At 30.0% G+C, this 25,559-nt stretch carries 24 protein-coding genes, 1 riboswitch and 1 other annotated feature; all 24 genes read right to left on the bottom strand.

The features are described 5' to 3' along the window. Window positions 1–45 precede the first annotated feature (45 nt). Window positions 46–1,878 carry a translational GTPase TypA gene (gene typA, locus ACYUCG_RS07235; protein ID WP_139933724.1) on the bottom strand — a complete coding sequence of 611 codons (1,833 nt, stop codon included), beginning with the start codon at window positions 1,876–1,878 and terminating at the stop codon, window positions 46–48. A gap of 156 nt (window positions 1,879–2,034) precedes the next feature. Then, entirely contained in the window at window positions 2,035–3,702 is a 1,668-nt protein-coding gene (locus tag ACYUCG_RS07240) for a ribonuclease J (RefSeq protein ID WP_060794474.1), read from the bottom strand. Window positions 3,703–3,772: 70 nt separating this feature from the next. Next, window positions 3,773–4,225: a Fur family transcriptional regulator gene (locus ACYUCG_RS07245; protein WP_003451087.1), complete on the bottom strand. Its 453-nt coding sequence runs from the start codon at window positions 4,223–4,225 to the stop codon at window positions 3,773–3,775. A 20-nt stretch (window positions 4,226–4,245) separates the two neighbouring features. Continuing rightward, a complete protein-coding gene (locus ACYUCG_RS07250) occupies window positions 4,246–4,500 on the bottom strand; it encodes a DUF1292 domain-containing protein (RefSeq protein WP_283677880.1) in 255 nt (84 codons plus the stop codon). A 15-nt stretch (window positions 4,501–4,515) separates the two neighbouring features. Then, a complete protein-coding gene (ruvX, locus tag ACYUCG_RS07255; protein WP_003459573.1) occupies window positions 4,516–4,929 on the bottom strand; it encodes a Holliday junction resolvase RuvX in 414 nt (137 codons plus the stop codon). Between the two features lie 47 nt (window positions 4,930–4,976). Further along, a complete protein-coding gene (locus ACYUCG_RS07260; protein ID WP_003451703.1) occupies window positions 4,977–5,234 on the bottom strand; it encodes an IreB family regulatory phosphoprotein in 258 nt (85 codons plus the stop codon). A 143-nt stretch (window positions 5,235–5,377) separates the two neighbouring features. Continuing rightward, window positions 5,378–8,017 carry an alanine--tRNA ligase gene (gene alaS / locus ACYUCG_RS07265; protein WP_460268364.1) on the bottom strand — a complete coding sequence of 880 codons (2,640 nt, stop codon included), beginning with the start codon at window positions 8,015–8,017 and terminating at the stop codon, window positions 5,378–5,380. Between the two features lie 159 nt (window positions 8,018–8,176). After that, window positions 8,177–8,347 (bottom strand) — a binding site (T-box leader). 147 nt (window positions 8,348–8,494) lie between these two features. Next, entirely contained in the window at window positions 8,495–9,532 is a 1,038-nt protein-coding gene (locus ACYUCG_RS07270; RefSeq protein ID WP_060794476.1) for an AI-2E family transporter, read from the bottom strand. Window positions 9,533–9,557: 25 nt separating this feature from the next. Then, complete coding sequence (locus tag ACYUCG_RS07275; protein ID WP_003451141.1) at window positions 9,558–10,031, bottom strand: PRC-barrel domain-containing protein; 474 nt, start codon at window positions 10,029–10,031, stop codon at window positions 9,558–9,560. Between the two features lie 288 nt (window positions 10,032–10,319). Continuing rightward, window positions 10,320–11,399: a tRNA 2-thiouridine(34) synthase MnmA gene (gene mnmA, locus ACYUCG_RS07280; protein ID WP_081092127.1), complete on the bottom strand. Its 1,080-nt coding sequence runs from the start codon at window positions 11,397–11,399 to the stop codon at window positions 10,320–10,322. A gap of 24 nt (window positions 11,400–11,423) precedes the next feature. Beyond that, window positions 11,424–11,852, bottom strand: a complete 429-nt coding sequence (gene nifU / locus ACYUCG_RS07285) for a Fe-S cluster assembly scaffold protein NifU (protein WP_003451659.1) — start codon at window positions 11,850–11,852, stop codon at window positions 11,424–11,426. 2 nt (window positions 11,853–11,854) lie between these two features. Further along, entirely contained in the window at window positions 11,855–13,051 is a 1,197-nt protein-coding gene (nifS, locus tag ACYUCG_RS07290) for a cysteine desulfurase NifS (protein WP_060794477.1), read from the bottom strand. Then, window positions 13,044–13,505 (bottom strand): RrF2 family transcriptional regulator, encoded by a 462-nt coding sequence (locus ACYUCG_RS07295; RefSeq protein WP_003451273.1) that lies wholly within the window; start codon window positions 13,503–13,505, stop codon window positions 13,044–13,046. The genes nifS and ACYUCG_RS07295 overlap by 8 nt, the downstream gene beginning before the upstream one ends. Window positions 13,506–13,823: 318 nt before the next feature. Then, window positions 13,824–15,074, bottom strand: coding sequence for a replication-associated recombination protein A (locus ACYUCG_RS07300; RefSeq protein ID WP_460268410.1), 1,251 nt, complete (start codon window positions 15,072–15,074; stop codon window positions 13,824–13,826). Between the two features lie 203 nt (window positions 15,075–15,277). Beyond that, a complete protein-coding gene (locus tag ACYUCG_RS07305; RefSeq protein ID WP_460268365.1) occupies window positions 15,278–16,177 on the bottom strand; it encodes a GGDEF domain-containing protein in 900 nt (299 codons plus the stop codon). A 187-nt stretch (window positions 16,178–16,364) separates the two neighbouring features. Beyond that, on the bottom strand, window positions 16,365–16,793 hold the full coding sequence (locus ACYUCG_RS07310; RefSeq protein WP_460268366.1) for an MOSC domain-containing protein: 429 nt from the start codon (window positions 16,791–16,793) through the stop codon (window positions 16,365–16,367). Window positions 16,794–16,795: 2 nt separating this feature from the next. Next, complete coding sequence (gene moaA / locus ACYUCG_RS07315; protein ID WP_240298974.1) at window positions 16,796–17,767, bottom strand: GTP 3',8-cyclase MoaA; 972 nt, start codon at window positions 17,765–17,767, stop codon at window positions 16,796–16,798. Window positions 17,768–17,869: 102 nt separating this feature from the next. Then, the gene (locus ACYUCG_RS07320; RefSeq protein WP_460268367.1) at window positions 17,870–18,883 is read right to left on the bottom strand and encodes a molybdopterin-binding protein; all 1,014 of its coding nucleotides are present in this window, start codon (window positions 18,881–18,883) and stop codon (window positions 17,870–17,872) included. Window positions 18,884–19,001: 118 nt separating this feature from the next. Continuing rightward, window positions 19,002–19,598: a molybdenum cofactor guanylyltransferase gene (locus ACYUCG_RS07325; protein ID WP_460268368.1), complete on the bottom strand. Its 597-nt coding sequence runs from the start codon at window positions 19,596–19,598 to the stop codon at window positions 19,002–19,004. A 44-nt stretch (window positions 19,599–19,642) separates the two neighbouring features. Next, the gene (locus ACYUCG_RS07330; RefSeq protein ID WP_460268369.1) at window positions 19,643–20,863 is read right to left on the bottom strand and encodes a molybdopterin molybdotransferase MoeA; all 1,221 of its coding nucleotides are present in this window, start codon (window positions 20,861–20,863) and stop codon (window positions 19,643–19,645) included. A gap of 148 nt (window positions 20,864–21,011) precedes the next feature. Next, window positions 21,012–21,206: riboswitch (molybdenum cofactor riboswitch) on the bottom strand. Next, complete coding sequence (mobB, locus tag ACYUCG_RS07335) at window positions 21,202–21,684, bottom strand: molybdopterin-guanine dinucleotide biosynthesis protein B (RefSeq protein WP_283684141.1); 483 nt, start codon at window positions 21,682–21,684, stop codon at window positions 21,202–21,204. Its footprint overlaps the riboswitch before it by 5 nt. 79 nt (window positions 21,685–21,763) lie before the next feature. Next, complete coding sequence (locus ACYUCG_RS07340; protein WP_460268370.1) at window positions 21,764–22,987, bottom strand: NAD(P)/FAD-dependent oxidoreductase; 1,224 nt, start codon at window positions 22,985–22,987, stop codon at window positions 21,764–21,766. A gap of 1 nt (window position 22,988) precedes the next feature. Then, complete coding sequence (locus ACYUCG_RS07345; RefSeq protein ID WP_164799847.1) at window positions 22,989–23,402, bottom strand: 4Fe-4S dicluster domain-containing protein; 414 nt, start codon at window positions 23,400–23,402, stop codon at window positions 22,989–22,991. Window positions 23,403–23,414: 12 nt separating this feature from the next. After that, complete coding sequence (locus ACYUCG_RS07350; RefSeq protein ID WP_460268371.1) at window positions 23,415–25,493, bottom strand: nitrate reductase; 2,079 nt, start codon at window positions 25,491–25,493, stop codon at window positions 23,415–23,417. Window positions 25,494–25,559 lie beyond the last annotated feature (66 nt).

Below are 25,559 nucleotides of genomic sequence, written 5' to 3' on the forward strand. Positions count from 1 at the left end.
GTTTTACTAATTTTTGTTTATGTAACCAAAGTTATAAGTAACTTATTATTTTTTACTTCTATTTATAGCTCTCTTTCTTTCAGCACTATCTAAGATTCTCTTTCTCATTCTTACATTTACTGGAGTAACTTCAACTAACTCATCATTGTTTATGAATTCTAGACATTGCTCTAATGACATTTGTCTAATTGGAGTTAATTTTAAAGCATCATCAGCTCCAGATGATCTTGTATTAGTTAATTGTTTTTTCTTACAAATATTAACATCTATATCATCTGCTCTTGAACATTCTCCACAAACCATTCCAGCATAAACTTCTGTACCTGGCTCTATGAATAAAGTTCCTCTTTCTTGAGCATTAAATAATCCATATGTAACTGCTTCCCCTGATTCAAATACTACGATTGATCCTCTACTTCTTCCTGGGATTTCTCCTTTGTATTTTTCAAACCCATCAAATACATGGTTCATTATTCCGTTACCCTTTGTATCTGTCATGAATTCATTTCTGAATCCTATAAGTCCTCTTGCAGGTATTTTGAACTCTAATCTTGAATATCCATTAACAGCTGAAGTCATATTTACCATTTCAGCTTTTCTAGGTCCTAATTTTTCCATAACAGGTCCCATGAATTCTTCTGGAACATCTATAGTTAAGTGCTCTATTGGTTCAACCTTAACACCATTTTCATCTATCTTTGTTATAACGTTTGGCTTAGAAACTTGGAATTCATATCCTTCTCTTCTCATTGTTTCTATAAGTATTGAAAGATGTAATTCCCCTCTACCACTTACTTCGAAACAATCTGGAGTTATTTCTTTAACTTTTAAACTTACGTTAGTTTCTAACTCTTTTAATAATCTATCTCTTAAATGTCTTGAAGTTACGAAATCACCTTCTCTACCAGCAAATGGTGAGTCATTAACCATAAAGTTCATGTTTAATGTAGGCTCGTCTATTTTAACAAATGGTAATCCTTCTGGATTTTGTGCATCTGTTATAGTTTCTCCAATATTTACGTCAGATATACCACTTATTGCAACTATATCACCTAATTGTGCTTCATCAACCTCTATTCTCTTTAATCCATCATGAGTATAAAGACTTGATATTTTGAATTTAGTTACTGTTCCATCTTGTCTTACAACAGCAGCTTGTTGGTTTTTCTTAGCTATTCCTCTAGTTATTTTACCTATAGCTATTTTACCAACATATTCACTTGAATCTAAAGTTGTAACTAGCATTTGTAAGCTATCTTCTACAGATCCTTTTGGTGATTCAACTTTTTCGATTATAGTATCGAATAAATCCTTCATGTTATCTTTTGGTTCATCTATATCAATTGTAGCTACTCCATCTCTAGCTGAAGCATAAACTATTGGGAAATCTAATTGCTCATCATCTGCACCAAGCTCTAAGAATAATTCAAATATTTCATCAATAACTTCTTCTGGTCTAGCATCTGGTTTATCTATTTTGTTTATAACAACTATTGGTTTTAATCCTAACTCAAGAGCTTTTCTTAAAACGAATTTTGTTTGAGGCATAGCCCCTTCATATGAGTCTACTACAAGTAAAACACTTTCTACCATTTTAAGTACACGTTCAACCTCTCCTCCGAAGTCAGCGTGTCCTGGTGTATCTATTATATTTATTTTAACTCCGTTATAATGAACTGCTGTATTTTTTGAAAGTATTGTAATACCTCTTTCTTTTTCTAAGTCATTTGAGTCCATTACTCTCTCTTCTACTTTTTCGTTTGTTCTAAAAACGTTACTTTGTCTTAATAATGCGTCCACTAAAGTTGTTTTACCATGGTCAACGTGAGCGATTATAGCTATATTTCTAATATCATTTCTTGTAAATTCGTTACTCATTATATTTATTCCTCCAATTTTATGTGCATAAAAAATTGGATACTATTTAAGTACCCAATTTTCTTTACCTTATTAGATTCTACTGTTAAGCTTAAAAAAAGTCAACACAACATTTTTTACTTAAACAGTTACATTCTACATTATCATCTAATTTTTCTATATTTCCATTATTATTGGTAATATCATTGGTTTTCTCTTAGTTTTTTCATAAAGGAAACTTCTAAGGCCATCTCTTATGTTAGATTTCATAGTAGCCCAGTCACAGATTCCTTTCTTTTCACAATCTCTTAAAACGTCTTTTACTATCTCTTTAGCTTCATCCATTAAGTCTTCTGATTCTCTTACGTAAACAAAACCTCTTGATATAATATCTGGTCCTGCTACCACTGAAGCAGTTTCTTTTGAAATAGTAACCACTACTGTAAGAATTCCGTCTTGTGAAAGATGTTTTCTATCTCTTAAAACTATGTTTCCTACATCACCAACTCCAAGTCCATCAACAAAAATTTGTCCTGAAGTAACAGATCCATTCTTTTTGATTGAATCTCTAGTGATTTCTATAACATCTCCATTTTCAGCTATCATAAAATTCTTTTCTGATAGTCCAACATCAACAGCTAACTCTGCATGCTGTTTAAGGTGTCTATACTCACCATGAACTGGTATAAAGAATTTAGGCTTAACAAGAGCTTGCATAAGTTTTAATTCCTCTTGACAAGCATGACCTGAAACATGGACATCTGCTAATTTTCCATATACTACTTCTGCACCTTTTTTGAAAAGTTGATTAATAACTTTAGAAACTAACTTTTCATTTCCTGGTATAGGTGTTGCAGATAGTATTACTGTATCTCCCTCAATGATATTAACTTTTTTATGCTCTGAAGATGCCATTCTAGCTAATGCTGACATTGGCTCTCCTTGACTTCCTGTAGTTATTATAGTCACTTGCTCATTTGGATATTTATTTATGGCATCTATGCTAACAAAAGAATCTTTATCTATTGTTAAATATCCTAACTCTATTGCAACCTGAACTATATTTTCCATACTTCTTCCAGAAACAGCAATCTTTCTTCCTGTCATTTCTGCAGCTTCAACAATTTGCTGTATTCTATGAATATTTGAAGCAAATGTAGCTATTATTATTCTTCCCTTTGCTCCAACAAATATTTTTTTAAGATTTTCTCCTACAGCTCTTTCTGACATTGTATATCCTGGTCTCTCTACATTAGTAGAGTCAGCCATCATTGCAAGAACTCCTTTTCTTCCTAATTCTGCAAATCTAGCAAAATCCATTACCTCTCCGTCAGTTGGAGTATAATCTACTTTAAAATCACCAGTATGAAGTACAACTCCTAGTGGTGTATGCACTGCTATAGCAACTGAATCTGCTATACTATGATTAGTTTTTACAAATTCAACAGATGATGATTTTAATTTTATAATATCTCTTGGTTTAACTCTTATAAGCTCTGTGGTGCTTAATAAACCATGTTCTTTTAGTTTAGTTTCAACTATTCCTAAAGTAAGTTTTGTTCCATAAACAGGTACATTTAAATTTTTTAACACATATGGTAAAGCACCAATATGATCTTCATGACCATGAGTTAAAAATATTCCTCTAACTTTTTCTGCATTTTTAACAAGATATGATACATCTGGAATAACTATATCAATACCAAACATATCTTCGTCTGGGAACTTTAGTCCACAGTCGACTACAATTATATCATCTTTAAATTCGATAACAGTTAGATTCTTACCTATCTCGTTCAAACCACCTAAAGGTATAATTTTAACCTTTAGCTTTTCACGTTTCATATTTTCCCTCCTCTTTTTTGTAGTAGTACGCTTATGTATAAAAGAGGTTTCCTCATTTGAGAAAATTTCTCTATTCATTTTTACAATCCTTGCATATTCCGAAAAACTTTACTGTATGATCTAATATTTCAAAGCCATATTTAGTTTCAATCTCTTCTTCTAGTTCGTCTAATAAATCCGCTTCAACCTCAAAAACTTTTCCACATTTATTACAAACTAGATGATGGTGTCTATGCTCTTCATCATCATGAGCAAGTTCATATCTACTGCATCCATCTTCTAAATCTAACTTATAGATTACACCCATCTCTTCTAGAAGAATTATTGTTCTATATACGGTAGCTAATCCAATCTCTGGACAGCTTTTCTTAACCTCGTCATAAATTTCCTCAGCAGTTAAGTGTTTACCCTCATTTTGTATTATAGTATCAACTATAGCTCTTCTCTGAGGAGTTAACTTATAACCCTTCTTCTTTAATTCTTCTTTTAAAGCATCAAAATCTACTGAAGCTGTATTTGCCATATTAAAACCTCACTTTACCGTTATTCTTCTTCTGCGAATAAAGTTGCATAAGCTTCTTCTATCATTTCAATTTCAAAATCATTCTCAACTGGAGCTAAAGTCTCTTCTCCCTCTTCGTCTTGAACAACTTGCATAGCTATAACTACGTCTTCTTCACCTTCTGGTGATAATAAGAAATATTCTTTTTCTTCTATATCTAATTTAGTTACTACGTTGAATGTTGTTTCTATTCCTTCTTCATCAACTAAAACTATTGGTTGTAAATCGTTATTCATTTTAACTTCTCCTTTTTATTTTGATATTCTGTCTAAGTATCCTTGTAATATATAAGTAGCCGCTATTTTATCGACTATTTTTTTTCTTTTCGCTCTTGATAAATCCGCTTCTAGCATTGCTCTATGAGCAGCAACTGTTGTAAGTCTTTCATCCCAAAACTCTATTTTACCATCAAATGATTTTTCAATTTGTTCACATAAATTTTTAACCATTTCTCCAGATGGTCCTATTGTTCCATTCATATTTTTTGGCATACCTGCAACTATAGTTTCTACTCCATACTCTTTGCATATTTTCATGACTGCCTCTACGTCTTTAGTGTAGCAATCTCTTTTTATAGTTGTTACACCTTGAGCTGTCCATCCAAGTGGATCACTTACTGCAACTCCTATAGTTTTACTTCCGATATCTAAACCTAAAATTCTCATTGAATCTCCTTACATAAACGAAAGAGTACCCTTTCGGGCACTCTTTGTTATTTTATCTCTAGATAAGATTTTATAACTTCTTCAAGTATTTCATCTCTTTCCAGTTTCCTTACTAAAGCTCTTGCCCCGTTGTAATTAGTGATGTAAGTAGGGTCACCTGAAATTAAGTATCCAACTAGCTGATTAACCGGGTTATAGCCTTTTTCCTTTAGTGAGTTGTATACATCAGTTAATATTGATTTAGTTAAATCTTCCTTATTTTTACTAAAATCAAACTGCATTGTGTGGTCAAAATTGTTACTCATAACATGCTGCTTACTAGCAGCTCACCCCCTTACAGTAAATATATTTTAATTTATATATTTACATATATTATTATCTTTTAAATTAGTTTTTATTCACGCTTTACTTTATACTCATTATAAACTATATTTGCATAAAAGTACAACTATTTTACAAGTAATTCTACAACTTCTTTTGCTTTTTCTAATGCTTTAGCTATATTTTCTGGATTTTTTCCACCAGCTTGAGCCATGTCAGGTCTTCCACCTCCGCCGCCGCCTACAACTGCTGCGACTTCTTTTATAACTTTTCCACAATGAACTCCATTAGCTAATGAATTTTTAGTTGCCATAGCTACTAAGTTTACTTTTCCACCATTGTCACTTGCTAAAACAACTATTCCATTATTTAATTTATTTCTAACTTTATCAGCTAAATCTCTTAATGAATTTCCATCAACATCTTTTAATTCTGCTGTAACTAATTCAACTCCGTTTATTTCAACTTTGTCTTTTAATATATCATCCTCAGCACCTTGAACTAATTTAGCTTTAAGTTCTGCTATTTCTTTATCTTTTTCTTTTAATTCATGAGCTTGAGCTGCTATTCTCTTAGCAATATCTTTTTCATTACACTTAAGCATTGAAGCAGCTTCCTTAAGCATATTATTTTTAAGTTCCATGAATTTTAATGCGCTTATTCCAGTAACAGCTTCTATTCTTCTTATTCCAGCAGCAACTCCTGATTCTGAAACTATCTTAAATAATCCAATTTCTCCTGAGTTAGCTACGTGAGTTCCTCCACATAATTCTTTTGAGAAATCTCCAACTGAAACAACTCTTACTTTTTCAGCATACTTTTCATCGAAAAGACAAGTAGCTCCACTATTTCTAGCTTCATCTAATGACATTTCTTTTGTATCAACTACAGATACAGTCATTATTTTTTCATTTACTAATAATTCAACTTTTTCTAACTCTTTTTCTGTTAAAGCTGCAAAATGAGTAAAGTCAAATCTTAATCTTTCTTCATCAACATATGAACCTGATTGATTTACATGGTCTCCTAAAACTTCTTTTAAAGCTTCATGTAACATGTGTGTAGCCGTGTGGTTTTTACATATGTTAGATCTTCTTGAAGCATCAACTGATAATTTAACTTCTTGACCTTCTTTTAAGCTACCTTCTATAACCTTAATGTAGTGAACAAATTTTCCACCAACATTTTTCTTACAATCTGTGACTATTGCCATTCCAGTTTCTGAAGTTATATTTCCTCTATCTCCAACTTGACCTCCCATTTCAGCATAGAAAGGAGTTTTATCAGTTAATAAGAATCCTTCTTCACCTTCTTTAAGTTCAGCTTTAAATTCTTCATTATTTCCTAGTACTATAACTTTTGAGTTAAGTTCTAAATTAACATATCCATCAAATTCAGTAACTATTGAAGCATCCACTTTGTTTACTGGACTTTCTTCGCTTCCCATGTAGCTACTTTCTCCTCTAGCATTTCTAGCTCTTTCTCTTTGCTCTTTCATTTCCTTATTAAAGTTTTCTATATCTAACTCTAAGCCTTTTTCTTCTAATATCTCTTGAGTAAGCTCTAGAGGGAATCCATAAGTATCATATAATTTGAAAGCTTTAGCTCCTGATAAAACTTTCTCATTTTTTTCTTCCATTTCTGAAATATAGCTCATAAGTATATCCATACCTGAGTCTATTGTTTCATTAAATCTTTCCTCTTCTAACTTGATTATCTTCTTAATGTAATCAGCTTTTTCTTTTAATTCAGGATAAGCTTCACCATAGTTTTCAACTACAGCATCAACCATTTCATTTAAGAATATACCTTTAACCCCTAAAAGTCTTCCATGTCTAGCAGCTCTTCTAAGTAGTCTTCTTAAAACATATCCTCTACCTTCATTTGATGGTTGAACACCGTCACATATTAAGAAAGTAACACTTTTTCCATGATCAGTTATTATTCTTAATGATACATCTTTGTCTTTATCTTCTCCATATCTAGAGTTTGTTAATTCACATGCTTTATTTAATATGTTTTTAACTGTATCTATTTCGAAGATATTATCTACACCTTGCATTATTGTAGCTATTCTTTCTAAGCCCATACCTGTATCTATGTTCTTTTGAGCTAACTCATTGTAGTTTCCTTCTTCATCTTTATCAAATTGAGTGAAAACTAAGTTCCAGAATTCAACTATTCTATCAGCATCTGAAGCTTCTAAGAATTCTTCTACAGTTTCAACCTTTCCTTCTCCTCTATCAAAGTGAATCTCTGTGCAAGGACCACAAGGACCTACCCCTATTTCCCAGAAGTTATCATCTTTTCCTAATCTGAATATTCTGCTTGGATCTACATCAGTTTTACTAGTCCAAATATCATACGCTTCATCGTCATTTAAATATATAGTTACATATAATTTATCCTTTGGAATTCCTAAAGTTTCTGTTATAAACTCCCAAGCCCATGGAATTATTTCTGATTTGAAGTAATCTCCAAATGAGAAGTTTCCTAGCATTTCAAAGAATGTACCATGTCTTGATGTTTTACCAACATTCTCTATATCACCAGTTCTTATACACTTTTGGCAAGTTGTTATTCTTCTCTTTGGTGGCTCTTCTAAACCTGTGAAATAAGGTTTAAGTGGTGCCATACCTGCATTTATTAATAATAAACTCTTATCATTTTTAGGTACTAACGGAAATGACTGTAATCTTAAATGGTCTTTGCTTTCAAAAAAGCTTAAATATTTTTCTCTTAATTCATTTGCTCCCATGAATTTCATAATTTATTCCTCCAAATTTTATGTATTTATCCTTTAGCCTTTAAGTTTAATCCTCTATTTATAAAATAAGATTAAACCCTCTACTTAGCCTAGATATTCTTTTATTTTATAATTAGTTTCACACATAAAAAAAGAACATAAAACACCCCACCCCTAATTAAAAGGGACGAAATCCTATGCTCCGCGGTACCACCCTAATTATGTAAAACTACATCACTCTAAAAATTATAGCTCAAAGATAGCTTCAACATCTCTTTTAAGAAGTTTTCACCAACCACTTCCTCTCTGACTAAAAGATAAATGCCTACTCATTCTCGTCAACGCTTTTCATTAAGTTATTATAGGCAAATTATAAAAAAAATTTCTTTACCTGTCAATATAATTACAAATTGTATATATATCTATTTTTTTAAATTCTTATGCCTTATCTATAATATGAAATAATTTATTTACAAACTATCTCTACTTACTATTTTATCACAAAAACATATAATAATCCCAATCATCAAATAAAACTTTAATCACAACAGCTATAGGAACTATAAAAACCATTCCTAAAAGCCCTCCTATTTGTTCTCCAATCAAAAGTAATATTATGATTAATATTGGATGCATATCTATACTCTCAGCTGTAATTTTAGGTGCTATTAAGTTTCCTTCAATTTGTTGAATTATTAAAAAAGTCAATATAACCCATAAAATTTTATTTGGCCCTTCTACTAGTGCCACAACTATTGCAGGTATTGCCCCTAAAACTGCTCCAAAATAAGGTATAATATTAAGTAATGCATTTAAAAATGCTAATAGTAGAGGAAACTTTATTCCTAATATAAGCATTCCTATAAATGTCATAACTCCAACCACTAAGCTTAAAAGTAATTGTCCTAAAATATATTTACCTAATACTTTATCAACATCTCTTCCTAAGTTTTTCAATAGAGCCCTTTTCTCCATTGGACAACAGTATAAAAATTTATTAGACAACAAATCTCCATAAGCTAAAAAATAATATGCTAATACAGGTATAACAGCAAAAGCTAAAATATTTTCTGAAAAGCTAATTAAATTATTTATGATACTAGTTGCAAAACTAACTAATAATATATTTAATTTTTCAGTAACTTGAGCTTCAATAACATCAAAAATCCCTAATTCCATAAACTTCATCTTCATAATCAAATCATTTATAAAAGCTTCTATACCATTTATTAAACCATCAAAACTTTCACCTTCTTTAAACATACTTGGAATTAGAACTGTTAAAAAAAATAATATAAGAAAAATTACACTAAGTACTATAGACATAGCTAAAAAGTTTTTATTTATTTTTGTTCTTTCACATAAAAATCTATATAGAGGCTTAAGAATATATGCAAAAATCCCTGATACAAGCACTATAAAAATAATGTCTCTAAAAGCTTCAAATTGATATAAAAGGAATATAAATAAAAAAATTATAAATGTTAATATTAAATTTCTTATAAATCTTTTTTTATCTTTTAAAGCTCTAAACATTCCTACTCCTCCTTTTTTAATTTACCTAGCCAAAATATTTTCTTGGAATCATTCTCATATTTATATTTTTATTGCCAAAAAATAAAATGCTTTCTTCTCCTAAAATAGTTTCTTTTAATTGTATAACTCGCTTTCCATTTTTAAATTTATCAACTAATCCACTTACCACTATTAGTCCTCTTATATAAAAGTCGTAGTCTATTAAAATATCTTCTAATATTCCTATCATATGGCCATCCTTATTTATAAGATCAAAGTTTTTTATCTCGCTAAATTTTAATCCTCTATGTACATGTACCCCTTCTGTCATAATAGTATCGCTTAAAGAAATAACATTAGTTAAGTCCACATAATCTCTTTTTGAAAATAATTTTTTTGTTATTATAAAGCCCATGACTTTCCCATTAAAATAATCTATAGCAAGATCACAAACTACTCCAACCTTCTTTCCATTAGAATCAAAAACCTTAAGCCCAATTAAATCTCTTATTCTATACACTCTAAAAGTCATCCCTTTCTAATTTAAGTAAAGCCATTAGTAATATATTTAGTATTATCTATATCCTTCCAAAAAATACATAGTTTCATAGGTATTTTAAATTTATTTTTGTAAACTTAAATAATAATCCTTAAAATTTCTAGGTAAGTTATTAACTAAATAAAGTAAGGATATATTTTTCACTTAATAAATACACTTTGTATAGTGCACTTTATATTGAATATTTAAAACAACCTTTTAAAAAGTTTTAATATAAAAGAAAAAAAGCCCCCTTTCGGGAGCTTTCTATTAAAGTAGGCTTTCGATTATTCCTCCACCTACAACTAAATCATCTTTATAGAAAACAACAGATTGACCTTTAGTTATAGCTCTTTGCTTATCTTCAAAAGAAACTTTAACTCTTCCATTTTCCATAGGACTTATAGTAGCCTTAGCTGGTCTAGCTGAATATCTAATTTTAGCTTCAACTTCCATAGGACCTTCAAGTTTATCTATAGATATGAAGTTTACATCTTTACAAACTAAATCAGTTTTAAATATATCTTCTTCTGGACCTACTACAACAGTATTAGTTACAGGGTTTATATCAGTAACAAACACTGGTCTTCCAAGAGCTAATCCTAAACCCTTTCTTTGTCCTATTGTATAATAGACTATTCCTTTATGTTTTCCTAAGACATTTCCATACTTATCGACAAAGTTTCCTGGTCTAACTTTGTTTGGAGCAGCTTCACATATGTATCTTCCATGATTATTATCTGGAATAAAGCATATTTCTTCACTGTCCTTTTTATTATGTACATCTAGACCGATCTCTTTAGCTATTTCTCTAATTTTATCCTTAGTGAATTCTCCACAAGGCATTAAAGTATGCTCTAACTGCTCTTGAGTTAGATTGTATAAAGCATAAGTTTGATCTTTTCTATCATCCTTTGATCTTATAAGTTGGAATCTTCCATCTCTTTCTTCAATTTTAGCATAGTGACCTGTTGCAACATAGTCTGCACCTATACCTTTAGCTTTTTGTAAAAGCTCATCAAATTTAAGATATTTGTTACATGCAATACATGGATTTGGAGTTCTACCTTGTATATATTCGTCTACAAAATAATCTATTACGTTTCTTTTAAAACTATCTCTAAAGTTTAAAACATAAAAAGGAATATCTAGTTTTTGAGCAACTCTTCTAGCATCATCCACTGCTGACAGTGAACAACATCCACCTTCTCTTTCCTCATATTCCTTATCCTCTTGCCATATTTGCATTGTAACACCAATTACATCGTATCCCTGTTCCTTTAAAAGGTAAGCAGCAACGGAGCTATCAACTCCGCCGCTCATACCTATAACAACCTTTTTCTTTGTCACAAAATCACCACTTTAATATTATTCTTAACCGTGAACATGCTCATGTATGTCATGTGAATGTTCTTTCATATCCCAAGGCTCTAATCCTTGTCTTTGTCTATAATCATTTATAGCCTTGTGTATAGCTTCCTCAGCTAATACTGAACAGTGCATTTTTACTGGTGGAAGACCATCTAAAGCTTCTGCAACAGCTTTGTTTGATAATTCCCAAGCTTCTTCTACAGTTTTTCCTTTTATAAGCTCTGTAGCCATGCTTGATGAAGCAATAGCAGATCCGCATCCATAAGTTTCAAATTTAACATCTTCTACAATATTATTTTCTATTTTAAGATATATTCTCATTATATCTCCGCATTTAGCGTTACCAACTTCTCCGATTCCGTTAGCATCTTTAATTTCTCCTACATTTCTTGGGTTTTTGAAATGATCCATAACTTTTTCACTATATATCATGATTAATTCTCTCCTTCTACTTCTCTTAAATGATTTTTCCATAATGGTGACATACTTCTTAATCTTGCGATTATTGGTGGTACTTTTTCTAATACATAATCAACGTCTTCTTCAGTTGTACCTTCACCTAAACTTAATCTTAATGATCCGTGTGCTATTTCATGAGGTAAACCTATTGCTAATAACACGTGTGATGGATCTAATGATCCTGATGTACAAGCACTTCCACTTGAACCACAAATTCCTTCAAAGTCTAATGAAAGAAGAATTCCTTCACCTTCAATGAATTCAAAGCATACATTTACGTTACCTGGTAATCTCTTGCTACCATCTTTTGGTCCGTTTAATCTTGTAAATGGTACTTCTAATAATCCTTTTATTAACTTATCTCTTAACTTAGAAACTTTAGCTATATGCTCATCTAAGTTTTCTCCAGCGATTTCCATAGCCTTTCCTAATCCAACTATTGCAGGTATGTTCTCAGTTCCAGCTCTTCTAGCTCTCTCTTGACCACCACCGTGGATTAAGTTATCTATTCTTATACCTTTTCTTATATATAAAGCTCCGATTCCTTTTGGTCCATAAACTTTATGTCCAGCTAATGAAAGTAAATCGATGTTCATATCTTTAACATCTATCTTTACATTTCCTACAGCCTGAACTGCATCTGTATGGAATATTACTTTTCTTTCTCTACAAATTTTCCCTATTTCCTTAACTGGCTCTATAGTTCCTATTTCATTATTTGCAAACATTACAGAAACTAAGATAGTTTTATCAGTAATAGCATTTTTTAATTCTTCTAAATCAACAAAACCTTCTTCATTTACATCTAAGTAAGTTACTTCAAAGCCTTGTTTTTCTAGCCATTGGCAAGTATGTAATACAGCATGGTGTTCTATTTTTGTAGTTATTATATGATTTCCTTTATTTTTATGAGCAAAAGCTATTCCTTTTATTGCCCAGTTATCTGCTTCTGATCCGCCACCAGTAAAGTAGATTTCATTTGTATCAGCATTTAATACTTTAGCTACTCTTTCTCTAGCAGTGTCTACAGCCATTCTTGATTCTCTTGAAACTCCGTAAAATGCTGATGGATTTCCAAACTTATTTGTGAAATATGGTAACATTTCCTCTAATACTTCTGGCTTAACATATGTAGTTGCTGAGTAGTCCATATAAACAACTCTATTATTCATTTTCTTCACTCCTACTAACAATTTTTAAAGCTTCATTTTTTTCTTTCATAGCTTTATAATCTTCTACTATATCTTTAAGTGTTACTGAATTAGTAACCTCATCTATACTTGTTTTTATCTTTTTCCATAAAAGTCTAGTCGCACAACAATCAACATTATTGCAAGTTACACCATCTAAACAATCTGATATTTCTATTGGTCCTTCTAAAACTTCAATAATATCTGAAACTGTTATGTCTTCTGGTTGTCTATTTAAAATATATCCTCCTTGAGCACCTCTAATACTCTTTATAAGCTTAGCTTTTCTTAAAGAACTAAATAATTGCTCTAAATAATATTCAGATATATTCTGTCTTTGCGATATTGACTTTATTGACACAGGTGATCCACCATAATGTATAGCTAAATCAACCATGGCTTTTACACCATATCTTCCTTTGGTAGATAATTTCATTTAATCACCTCTAAATCTGACTAATTCGATGTACTTTATGTGATTATAATATCAAAACCGAGTAAATTTGTCAACAATAATATTCACATATTTTTTACTTAAAAAATGGAATTTAAAATTGAAAATTTATCTAACTAATATATTATAAACACAATATTAAAAGAGTTTCATTAGATACAAGGTATTAAAGGCTCTGACTATTTAAATTCTTATTAAAACAGTGAAGCATTTTTATCTTTTAAACTAAAAATTTAATCACTTTTTAAAACTAAAACGGCCATAAATATATATCTAATAATCAATATTTATCTCAGAGCCTTATTGTTTATTTTTAACATTATTCCAGTAGGCTTTTATACTATTTTCGTATTTATTATCCTTAGGCTTATAATATTCTTTTCCTCTCATATTTTCAGGCATATATTCTTGAGGAATATAACTATTAGGATAATTATGAGGATATAAATAACCACCAACACCTAAATTACTTGCACCACTATAATGAGCATCTTTTAAATGTTTTGGCACATCCCCTGCATTATTTCTTTCTAAATCTCTCAATGCATCATCAATAGCCATATAAGCACTATTTGACTTAGGTAGGGTAGCCAAATAAATTACTAATTCCGCTAATATTATCCTTGCCTCTGGCATTCCTATTTTCAAACAAAGATCTATTCCGCTATTTACAACCTGAAGAGCATTTGGATGAGCAAGCCCTATATCTTCAGCTGCAATTACTCCTATTCTCCTAATTACGCTATCCATATTCCCCCCCTTAATAAGTCTAGCTAAATAGTGAATTGCAGCATCTGGGTCACTTCCTCTTATACTTTTTTGAAGAGCACTTAATAAGTTATAATAGTCATCTCCTGATGAATCAGATTTCAAATTAGATTGCCCTAATTTTTCTACATAATCTTTATTTAAAATAATGTTATCTTTTTCTTGAGATTTAATAGCTAATTCTAATACTGTGTAAGCCTTTCTTACATCTCCTTGAGAAATTTCTCCGATATATTTTAAAACTCCTTCTTCAATCGAAATAGAATACCCCTCTTTTTCAAGTTTACTTACTGCTCTTTCTAAGGCTATTATTATATCTTCAGTAATTACTGGCTTAAATTCAAATATGGTACTTCTACTTAGTATAGCCTTATGTATAGCAAAGTATGGATTTTCTGTAGTACTTGCTATTAACACTACTCTCCCATCTTCAATAAATTCCAAAAGTGCTTGTTGCTGTTTCTTATTAAAATGCTGAATCTCATCTATATATAGTATTATCCCTTTGAAATTTAATAAATTATCTATATCCGAAGTTATACTTTGTATTTCTTTTATTGAAGATGTAGTAGCATTTATTTTATAAAATCTCTTATCAGTGTAATTTGAAATTATATTAGCTAAAGTAGTTTTTCCAACGCCAGGTGGCCCATAAAAAATACAATTCATTATATTCTTATTTTTTATAAGTTTATTTAAAGGAGTTCCTTCTCCTACAATGTGTTTCTGTCCAACTATATCCTCTAAATTTTTAGGACGCATAATATCTGCTAAAGGTCTCAAAATTTTTGTAATTATCAAAATTTCAATAACATTACTATGTTAACTGAAGACTCTTATTAATTTTTGTATTCATTAAAAATCTACTTATTTCAGAAACATACTATGTTAATTTAAAACTTGATAATATTCCTCCCTTCTTATACTTTTATAGTTAATTAATTCTATAAACTAAATATTGCTTTAGTCACAAGTTTATTATAATACTAAAAAACCGTTTTATTTCTTCCAGTCATTTTTGCCATATATAACTTTTTATCAACATTTTTTATTATATCAGATGCCTCTTCTTTTTCTAAAGCCTCACAAACTCCGAAACTAGCAGTTATTTTTATACTTAATTCACCATAATCAAAGCTCATTTTTTCTATTATTTTTCTAAGCTTCTCAGCAACATTCACTGCATTTTTTATATTGGTATTATTTAAAACAATTATGAACTCTTCTCCTCCATATCTACCAATCCAGTCACTATTTTCTCTAATATTATTATTTAATACCTTTGCAAAATCTCTTAAAATTTTATCACCTATTAAATGTCCATAGGTATCATTTACTCTTTTAAAGTAGTCTATATCAGTCATAATTACAGTTGTAGGTATAGAATTTTTTAAATTTCTATCAACTTCTTTTGAAAGTCTTTGATTTATATATCTTTTATTATAGACACCAGTTAAATAATCTTTAACAAGATTTTCTCCTATATTTTTCATGTTTAAATCTAAATAATCTATTTCTCCAGTTCTATCTACTATATCTCCATTGTTTGTTATATCCTTTAATATTTCAACAATATATTTTCTTTCTTCAATTTCAATTGGTGAAGCTATAACTAAAAATATATGATTTTTGTTATATTCTAATTTCATAAAAGTATCATTTTCTAAATAGGCTTTTTTAGATATGCAATTAGTACACATTGTACTTCTTCCCCATATATCATAACAACTACATGATGAGTAATTACTTTTGTTAAGTTTATCATTCGCTTTTGAATTAAATCCATCTGAAAACACTTTATTATTTATAGGATCTACTACCCTAATTTCATCATAAAAATTTTTAAATATAGATAGTCTTTCCTCTACATCAAATAAAATTCCCAATTAATCCGTCCTCCAAACTTTTAATTAAATATAAAAACTTATCACAAAATTCAAAATCTAATTTTTATAAAAAATTACCATTAACTTTTAAATTACTATTTCCAAAGCATACATTCTTTATTAACAATTATACAATAAAAAAAAGATTCTAATAAAAGCCATTAGAATCTTTATATTAAAATTTCTCTTAAAGAAGTTCTACTTTTTCTCCTAAACTAATTTCTCCTCCACTTAATACCTTCGTAAATATACCATAAGCAGGCATTATACATCTTCCCACTTGATAGTATATTGCACATTTATCATGACACTTCTTTCCTATTTGTGTTACTTCTAAAAGAACATCTCCTATTTTTATCTTTTGTCCTATAGGAAGTTTATTTAATTCTATTCCATCTACAACTAAGTTTTCTCCAAAAGCTCCAAAATCTACATTTCCACCATCTACTCTAAAATCTTCTATCTTTTCAAAAGCTAATAAACTTACTTGTCTATGCCACTTCCCAGCATGAGCATCTCCCTTAATTCCGAAATCTTCTATAAACTCAGCTTTAGGAACTTGCACCTTAGCTGTACCTTTCTTTTCACTTATACAAATAGCTCTTACCTTGCTCATTTTTATCCTCCTATTTCATACATAAATCTTTTATCTTCATCTTTTTCTTTCATTTTAAAGTTATGTTTTTCTGGCTTTTCATAAATACTTTTTTTAATTATCTCCCTAAGCTCTTCATCACTTATTCCATTTCTCATTTTATCTCTTAAGTTTATTCCATACTTCCAATGTAAACACTGTTTCATAAAGCCTTCAGGTGTGACCCTTATTCTATTACAATTCTCACAAAAACAATCACTCATAGCACTTATAAAGCCTATTTTTCCTTTGAATCCTTCTATGCTTATGTATTTAGCTGGACCATTTAGTCTTAAGGTTTTTCCATCACTCAATACTTTTTTTTCTTTCTTTATAATTTCTAAAATCTCACTATTAGTAACACCCTTAAACTTTTTACCTTCTCCAATAGGCATAAGCTCTATAAATCTAAGATCTATTGGATTTTTATAAGCTAAGTTTATTAAATCTAAAATTTCATCTTTATTGAAATCTTCTAATATTACAGTATTTATCTTTACCTTAACATTATTCTCTAAGCACTTTTCTATTGAATAAAGTACTTTATCTAAGGTTCCTATCCTTGTTATTTCTTTAAATCTATCTTCTTTTAGTGTATCTAAACTTATATTTACTCTCTTTAATCCATTTTCACTAAGTTCCTTTACTTTATCTCCTAGTAAAATCCCATTAGTAGTTAAACAAATCTCTTCTATCTCTGGTATTTTATTTATATTTTTTATTAAATCTACTACCCCTTCTCTTACAAGAGGCTCACCACCTGTAAGTCTTACTTTTTTTATTCCAATAGAAGCACATTCTTTAACAACTCTTAAAATCTCATCTAAAGTCATAAGCTTATTATTTTGAATAAAATCATTGTGATCTTTCTCCATACAATAAGCACATCTTAAATTACATTTATCAGTTAAAGAAATTCTTAAATAGTCAATTTCTCTTCCATATTTATCTTTCATTTTCTCACCTTCTTCTTTATACAAATTCCATTCCCTCTTTTAGGTGAATAATGATTTTATCTCTTTATCCAAACTTTTCTAACCTTTAACAATAATTTCTAATTACTTTCCAAAGGAACAATGTGGAAAAGTACAAACTGGGCAATTTAAACAAAGTCCACCATGACCATATTCAGCTATATCTCTTAAAGTTAATCTTTCATCTGCTAAAACTCTTGGAAGGACTAAATCTAAAGCTGTTCTTTTTGAATACATGGCACAGCTTGGTATTCCTATAATAGGAACATCATTATAATAAGCTAAAAGAAGCATAGCTCCTGGAAGTACAGGTGAACCATATGTTATTAACTCTCCTCCACATTCCTTTATAGCCGTAGGAGTAACATCGTCTGGATCTACTGACATTCCCCCTGTACAAAGTATAAGTTCTGCACCTTCATCTAAAGCTCTTTTTATTTCATCTATAATTTTCTCCTTATCATCTGGAAGAATAACCTGTCTTTCAAGATCTATATTAAATTCCTTAAGCTTTTCCTTAAGAACAGGTCCAAAGGCATCTTTTATTCTTCCACTAAAAACTTCATTTCCTGTAGTTATTGCAAAAGTCTTTTTATTTTTTATCTCTTTAACTTCTATAATCTTATCTTTTATAAGATTTTCTGCTTCTATTATTTTATTTTCATCTATAACTAGTGGAATTACTCTAGTAGCCCCTACCTTGTCACCTTTTTTAACTGGAAAATTACCATGAATTGTAGAAACTATTATTTCACCTAACATATTTAATTCTAATAATTTTTCCTTATCTATTTTTAAAAATCCGTCTTTATCAGCTAAAAATTCTATTTTTCCTTCTTTTATTTCTCCAAAACTTAATCCTTCTCCACAAACTAAGTCCTTTAATCTTTCAGCAGCCTCATTTTCATGAAGCATTCCCTCTTCTTTTTCCCATACATAAACATGTTCTTTTCCTATTGATAAAAGTTTTTCTATATCTTCTTCTCTTATAACATGGCCCTTTTTAAAGGCTCTTCCTTTAAACTTACCTGGTATTATTTGAGTTACATCATGAGATAATATTGTTCCAACGGCATCTTCAACTCTTATTTGTTTCATACTAATCCTGTTATAAGTTATTTATTTTAAATCTCTCTCCATCTAAAACTATACATTTTAATATAAATAACTTTAAACAGTTCACCTCCTCCTAGTGTTTTTAGTAATAAAAGGTTTCCTAAATTTCTTTTTTCCTTATTAAATCTTCATATTCATCAACTGTATTTATATTATAAAAATTCTTTATTTCTTTTTTATGTACTTTTTCTATAAAAGGGAATTCTTCAACTACCTTCATGGAAAATTTAAAACAGGTTTTTATTAATTTATTGCTACTATTTATAAGTTCTTTCTCCATAATATCTTTGCAGCTTCTTTTATATATAGCACAAAGAGGTTGCAGTCTTTCCTGAAATTTAGGAATTAAAATTTCATAATCTTCCTTTATATTTCCTAAATAATTAACTACTTCTTTATTTATAAAAGGCATATCACAGGCAACAACTAAGCAATAATCATTTTTAATATGATTTAAAGCTGAATGAATTCCACTTAAAGGCCCTTGACCAGGATATATATCCTTAAAAACTTTAAGTCCAAACTCCTTATACTCTTCTGGATTATTGGATATTATTATTATTTCCTCATAATCTTCTAAGGCTTTTATTATTCTCTCTATAAAATAGTCCTCTTCATATTTTAAAAAAGCCTTATTTTTATAATTCATTCTACTACTTTTCCCTCCAGCTAAAATAGCAGCGCTCTTTTTTATCACCTTAATACACCTCCTATAAACTTATTTTTAAGCTAATTATTTATTTATAATTTTATTATGTTTACTACTTCTCCTCTATTTAAGCCTTCATTTCCTTTTTCAATTTCTATTAAGCAATTAGCATTTAGAAGAGAACTTAATATACCATTTCCACTTTTAATTTGAGTTATATAAACCTTTGCTCCCTTTTCATCATATATAACATTCCCTCTTAAAAATCTTCTTTTGGGGCTTTTTTTATTAAAAGAATCCATTAATATTCCCTTTTCTCTTTTAATATTTATATCCTTTTCTTCTCCCTCTAATTTTTTAAGTACAGGCTTTCCTAATAATTCAAATGTAGTTAAGGCAGCATTAGGATTTCCTGAAAGGCTTATTAATATTTTTTCTTCCCTTTTGCTACATACAACTGCAGAGCCAGGTTTAATTTTTATTTTCCAAAATAACTTTTCAAAGCCTATGCTTTCAGCAACCTTTTGCATAAGATCCTTTTCTCCCACAGAAGCTCCTCCTGTAGTAAATACTATATCTGATTTTTCAAAGGCTTTTTCTATGGCTTTTCCTATTTTTATGATATTGTCTCCTACATGTTTCATAGAAAAAAGATTGTATCCTAACTCTTCTATTCTTGCACTTAAACTATATAAATTACTGTCATATATTTTTCCTGGTTTTAAGGTGGAATTTATATCACATACCTCATCCCCGGTACTAATTATTGAAACTCTTGGCTTTTTATAAACGGTAACCTCACTTATACCAGAGCTAGCCATTATGCCTAAATCAGCATAATCAAGTCTTTTACCTTTTTTAATTAAAGTTTCTCCAATCTTTATATCCTCTCCCATAAAGGATATATTCTCATTAGCTTTCATTTCCTTAAATATTTTAACCAAATCTCCATGTCTTTCTGTTTCTTCTTGCTTAAGTACGCAATCAGCTCCCACAGGGATTGGAGCTCCAGTCATAATTCTAATAGCCTCTCCAGATTTAATTTCTATTTCTGAAAAATCACCTGCAAATATCTCATCTACTATTTTAAGCTCTATAGGATTTTCTTTTGAAGTTCCCTTAGAATCTTCTGATTTAAAAGCATATCCATCAAAAACTGACTTATTAAAGGGAGGATTATTAATCTTAGATTTAACATCACCATACAAAACTCTCTTTAAAGAATCCTTTATGCTAACAACCTCACTTTTTAAAGCCTTAGTGTTCTTATTTAATATTTCAAGAGCTTCTTCTAAAGCTATAAATTTTTTCAAAATATCACCATCCCTTTATAAAATAAAATGCTTATTATTTTTGTTATAACAACAAGAATAATAAGCATTAAATTAAATAGTCTTTTTAGACCTTAATATTAAAACTAAAAAACATAATTAACAATATTATTATGTAAGTTCTATGTTTTTTACTTTTGCTTATTCTCCTTCCCAAAATACGTGGAGGCAAAATTCTTTCAAACCTTACCCTGTGGATTACCCCAATTAAACCAATTAACAATTTAAGTTCTTATTAAACTTAATGTTAAATAATTTAGTAATCCAGGCTTAAAAATCATAGAACCTTCTCCTTAGATTTTTAAGCTTGGAGATTTATACTAATTTTCTATTACAAGGTTAGCAATTTCTTCATAATTATTTAAGTCAACAACTCTAACCCCCTCTAAGGATAAGCTAACATTACTGGCAACCCCTATAAGCTTTTCCTTTGGAGTTATTATTTTCTTACTAATACCTTGTCTATATACTTCAAGTTTTCTATATTTGCTCTTTTTATAACCTTCTACTATTATAAAATCGAAATCTTCAACTTGCTTTATTAACTCTTCTAGAGGAATTTCTTCTTGAACCTCTCTTATAAGAGCCATTCTTTCTCTTGAGGAAATTATTACTGCTTCAGCTCCTGCTTTTCTATGACGCCAAGTATCTTTTCCCTCTTTGTCTATATCAAAGCCATGAACATCATGCTTTATAGTAGCAACAGTATATCCTCTATTTTTAAGCTCTTTTATAAGCCCTTCTATTAAAACTGTTTTTCCTGTATTAGAACAGCTAGCAACTACATTCACAATCTTAGCCAAAGCCTTTTCCTCCTAATTATAACTTTAATTTATTATTTTCTAAATTAAAATCTACATACTTATATTAAATAAATTTATATTAATATGTGTACTCTAAATTTTCTTTTATATTGAAGAAATCTGCGTAGTCAATTTCAAATAATGGTTTTTTAACCTTTGACACGTGTATCTTCTCTTTTATAAGTTGAGTTAAAACACCTGCATAAGATAAATCACCTTGAATTATAGCTCCATAAATTTTTCCATCCTTATGGATTATCTTTTTATAATTCTCTCCTGAAATATCAATTTCTTCTGTGTAAGAATCATCTGGAACATTAACAACGCCTAAAGACATTGTTGTAAGTCCTAAGAAATTCATTGTATTCTTACTTCCAAAGAAATCTTCCATGAATATTTCATTACCAACCATATTGTTTGCTGCTATTATACCTTCTTTTACAGCAGTTGGCCATATAGGATTTCTTCCAGTAATATCTCCGGCTCCATAAACATCTCTTGCATTAGTTTCGCCTTTTTCATTTATTATTAATCCAAATCTATCTGTTTCTATAGAACTATCTTTTAAGAATGCTACATTTGATCTAACTCCAGTTGCAACTATTATAAGTTCGCAAGGAATTTCTTCTCCTGTATTTATAAGTAATGCCTTTGGATTTTTATTTTCATCAATTAAAACTTTTTCCGCTCTAACTCCAAGTTTTAATTTAACTCCGGCATCCTCAAATCTTTTCTCATATTTAGAAGAAGCATATTTATCAAGTTGAATTGGAAGGACTCTGTCCCCCATTTCAACTAAAGTAACATTTAAATCTTTAAATGCAAGTCCTGCTATGGCATCTATGCCAACAAGTCCTGCTCCTAAGACAACAACGTTTTTAATTTTTTCTGCCTCTTCTTTAATTTTAATAGCATCCTCTAAGTTTCTTAATCCAACAACATTTTTAGCTTCTCTTAAATTCTCTACTGGAGGAATGAATGCTGATGCTCCTGTTGCTAATAATATCTTATCATATTTTAAGCTTTCTCCATTTGAAAGAACTATTACATGTTCTCTATCATCTATAGATTTAACTTCTAAGCCTTTTTTCCACTCTATGTTGTATTTTTCAAAGAAATCTCTATCTGTAAAATCTAAAGCCTCAATATCTCTATGGCCACTTATGTAATGATGTAATATACATCTTGAATAAACATTTTCGTCCTTTGAAACTAATATTATTTCTGCATCTTTGTCAAGTTCTCTAAGTGTTTTTGCTCCACTTATTCCAGCAGCTGATGCCCCCACAACAATATATCTCATATTATTCTTCTACCTCCTCTAAAGTTATTGCTCCCATTGGACATTTTGCAACGCATTGAGGAGTTTTTTCTTTTGTACTTGAACACATATCACATTTCATTATATATTTATTCATTTCATGTTCAGCTTTTAATACTCCATATGGGCAAGCCATTACACACATAAAGCAACTTGCACATCTTGATTTGTCATAAGTTACAAAACCAGTTTCTTTATCTTTCTTCATAGCACCACTCATACAAGTGTAAACACATTCTGGTCTATCACAGTGTCTACAGAAAATAGGAGTGTATTTTCCTTCACTTGTTATTGCAATTCTACTTCTTGTATCCTCTGAATCATGAGAAACTATACAAGCAGTTGTGCATGTTAAGCATCCCACGCATTTATCTCTATTGATTTTTATTCTTTTCAAAGTAATCCCCTCCTATTTTCTAACCTTTTCTATATTAACTTGAACTGTTTTATATGAAGGCTCCTTAGAATAAGGATCAAATACAGATGGTGTTAATAAATTTGTTTCTATATAATGTATTGGTGCATATAAAGTTTTTTCTTTAAGATTATCAGTTAATCTTGCTATAAACTTAGATGTATGCCCATTTGATGAATGAATTAAAACCTCATCATTTTCTTTTATATCAAGCTTTTCTGCATCTTTTCTATTTATATCTACATATGCCTTTTGTGAAACTATATTAGTTACAGCTTGTATTTCTCTAGTTCTAGTATGAGTATGCCATTGACCTACAGTTCCTCTACCAGTGTTTAAATTAAATGGAAACTCTTCATTTGTAGCATTTGGATTTTCAGTTACATCTTCAAAAATAAGCTTAGCTTTTCCACTTGGAGTATAGTATTTTCCGTCTTCAAATAATCTTCTTTCATCAGACTCTAATTCTTCTCCTTCTCTACAAGGCCATTGAATTCCCTTAGAATCTCTTAATCTCTCATAAGTTACTCCTGTAATATCACAAGGCATTCCTTTACTACATTCTCTTAGAAGCTTAAAGGCATCCTCTGGAGTTCTCCATTTGTCTAAAAGACTTCCCATTCCTAAAGCTTCTCCAATTCCTAATAATATTTCATAATCACTTAATTCATCTTCTTCCTTCTCTAAAACAGGAACTAAAGCTGAAAGTCTACGCTCAGTATTTATTAAGAAACCTTCTTTTTTAATAGCTGGAACTGAAGGTAAATATAAATCACATTCTTTAGAACTATCTGTATCTTCATAAATATCTTGAACTACAAAGAAATCTAGGTTTTTCATAGCTTTCTTAAACTCTTCATTGTTACTAAATGAATGTCTAGGGTTAGTACAAACTACCCATAGTCCTTTGATTTCTCCCTTATTTATTCCTTTTATTATTTGCTCATAATCTAAAGTTGGCTTAGTTGGAAGCATATTTTCATCCATACCTAATATATCAGCAACCACTTTTCTTCTCTCTTTGTTGTTGTATTCTCCACCACCATAAAGAGCAGTTGTGTTACTAAACATTCTTGATCCCATAGCATTACATTGTCCTGTTAGAGAGTTAGCTCCTGTTCCTTCTCTTCCCATATTTCCTGTGATTAAAGCAAGATTTATAATGGCTTGAGCAGTTCTAACAGCTTCATAGCTTTGGTTAACTCCCATTGTCCACCAGAATGAAACTCTCTTTCCTTCATGGATTATTTTTACAAGTTCTAGAACTCTCATCTTAGAGATTCCTGTTCTTTCTTCAACATCTTCTAATGTATATTTCTTAACATGTGCTTTGAAATCTTCAAAGCCCTCTGTGTAATTATTTATGTAATCTTGGTCTATCCATCCTTTTTCTATAAGAACATTTGCTAAAGTATAGAAAAGAGCTAAATCTCCCTTAGTTTTTATATCAATCCACATATCTGAATTCATAGCTGTCTCAGACTTTCTTGGATCTATAGTAATTATTTTAGCATCCTTATTTTTTCTAACTCTTCCCCAAGCTATTGGATGAGCTATAACTGGATTTGCTCCAATAAAGAATATAGTATCTGAAAGTTCTAAATCTTTTAAAGTATATGGAGGTGCATCAAATCCAAAGCTTTGTTTATAAGCTACAACTGCTGATGCCATACAAAGTCTTGTATTACCATCTCCATTTATACCCATGTAGCTTCTTCCTACATGACCTAAAAGAGCCATTTCCTCTGTTGGTAATTGACCTGTACTTATGTAAGCTACACTTTCTTTACCATACTTTTCTTGAATAGCTGTCATCTTACTAGCAAATAAATCAAAAGCTTCTTTCCATTCTATAGCTTTTCTTTCTCCATCTTTCATTTTAAGTAAAGGCTTTTTAGACCCATTAAACTTAGTGCATTGTTTATCTAAATTAAGTCCTTTTATACAAGAAAATCCCTTATTAACTGGATAATGTGGAGTTGGAACTACTCTTTTTATTTTTCCATCCTCTGTGTAAAAATCTAAATTACACGCAAGAGCACAATAGTTACAAGTAGATTGTATTCTTTTCATACTTTTTTCCTCCGTTCACAAACATAACTTTGTTAAAAATTTATCATACTTACTCGAATTATATCA

Source organism: Clostridium sp. CTA-17, from assembly GCF_054767895.1.

Bases quoted from the DNA above. Each gene is read 5' to 3' on its own strand.
- ACYUCG_RS07250 (WP_283677880.1), bottom strand. From the start codon at position 4,500: ATGAATAACGATTTACAACCAATAGTTTTAGTTGATGAAGAAGGAATA.
- moaA (WP_240298974.1), bottom strand. From the start codon at position 17,767: ATGAAAGATAAATATGGAAGAGAAATTGACTATTTAAGAATTTCTTTA.
- ACYUCG_RS07310 (WP_460268366.1), bottom strand. From the start codon at position 16,793: ATGAGCAAGGTAAGAGCTATTTGTATAAGTGAAAAGAAAGGTACAGCT.
- ACYUCG_RS07295 (WP_003451273.1), bottom strand. From the start codon at position 13,505: ATGAAATTATCTACCAAAGGAAGATATGGTGTAAAAGCCATGGTTGAT.
- ACYUCG_RS07260 (WP_003451703.1), bottom strand. From the start codon at position 5,234: ATGAGTAACAATTTTGACCACACAATGCAGTTTGATTTTAGTAAAAAT.
- ACYUCG_RS07240 (WP_060794474.1), bottom strand. From the start codon at position 3,702: ATGAAACGTGAAAAGCTAAAGGTTAAAATTATACCTTTAGGTGGTTTG.
- ACYUCG_RS07320 (WP_460268367.1), bottom strand. From the start codon at position 18,883: ATGAAACAAATAAGAGTTGAAGATGCCGTTGGAACAATATTATCTCAT.
- nifS (WP_060794477.1), bottom strand. From the start codon at position 13,051: ATGAATAATAGAGTTGTTTATATGGACTACTCAGCAACTACATATGTT.
- typA (WP_139933724.1), bottom strand. From the start codon at position 1,878: ATGAGTAACGAATTTACAAGAAATGATATTAGAAATATAGCTATAATC.
- alaS (WP_460268364.1), bottom strand. From the start codon at position 8,017: ATGAAATTCATGGGAGCAAATGAATTAAGAGAAAAATATTTAAGCTTT.
- ACYUCG_RS07340 (WP_460268370.1), bottom strand. From the start codon at position 22,987: ATGAGATATATTGTTGTGGGGGCATCAGCTGCTGGAATAAGTGGAGCA.
- ACYUCG_RS07245 (WP_003451087.1), bottom strand. From the start codon at position 4,225: ATGGCAAATACAGCTTCAGTAGATTTTGATGCTTTAAAAGAAGAATTA.
- ACYUCG_RS07270 (WP_060794476.1), bottom strand. From the start codon at position 9,532: ATGTTTAGAGCTTTAAAAGATAAAAAAAGATTTATAAGAAATTTAATA.
- nifU (WP_003451659.1), bottom strand. From the start codon at position 11,852: ATGATATATAGTGAAAAAGTTATGGATCATTTCAAAAACCCAAGAAAT.
- ruvX (WP_003459573.1), bottom strand. From the start codon at position 4,929: ATGAGAATTTTAGGTTTAGATATCGGAAGTAAAACTATAGGAGTTGCA.
- ACYUCG_RS07350 (WP_460268371.1), bottom strand. From the start codon at position 25,493: ATGAAAAGAATACAATCTACTTGTAACTATTGTGCTCTTGCGTGTAAT.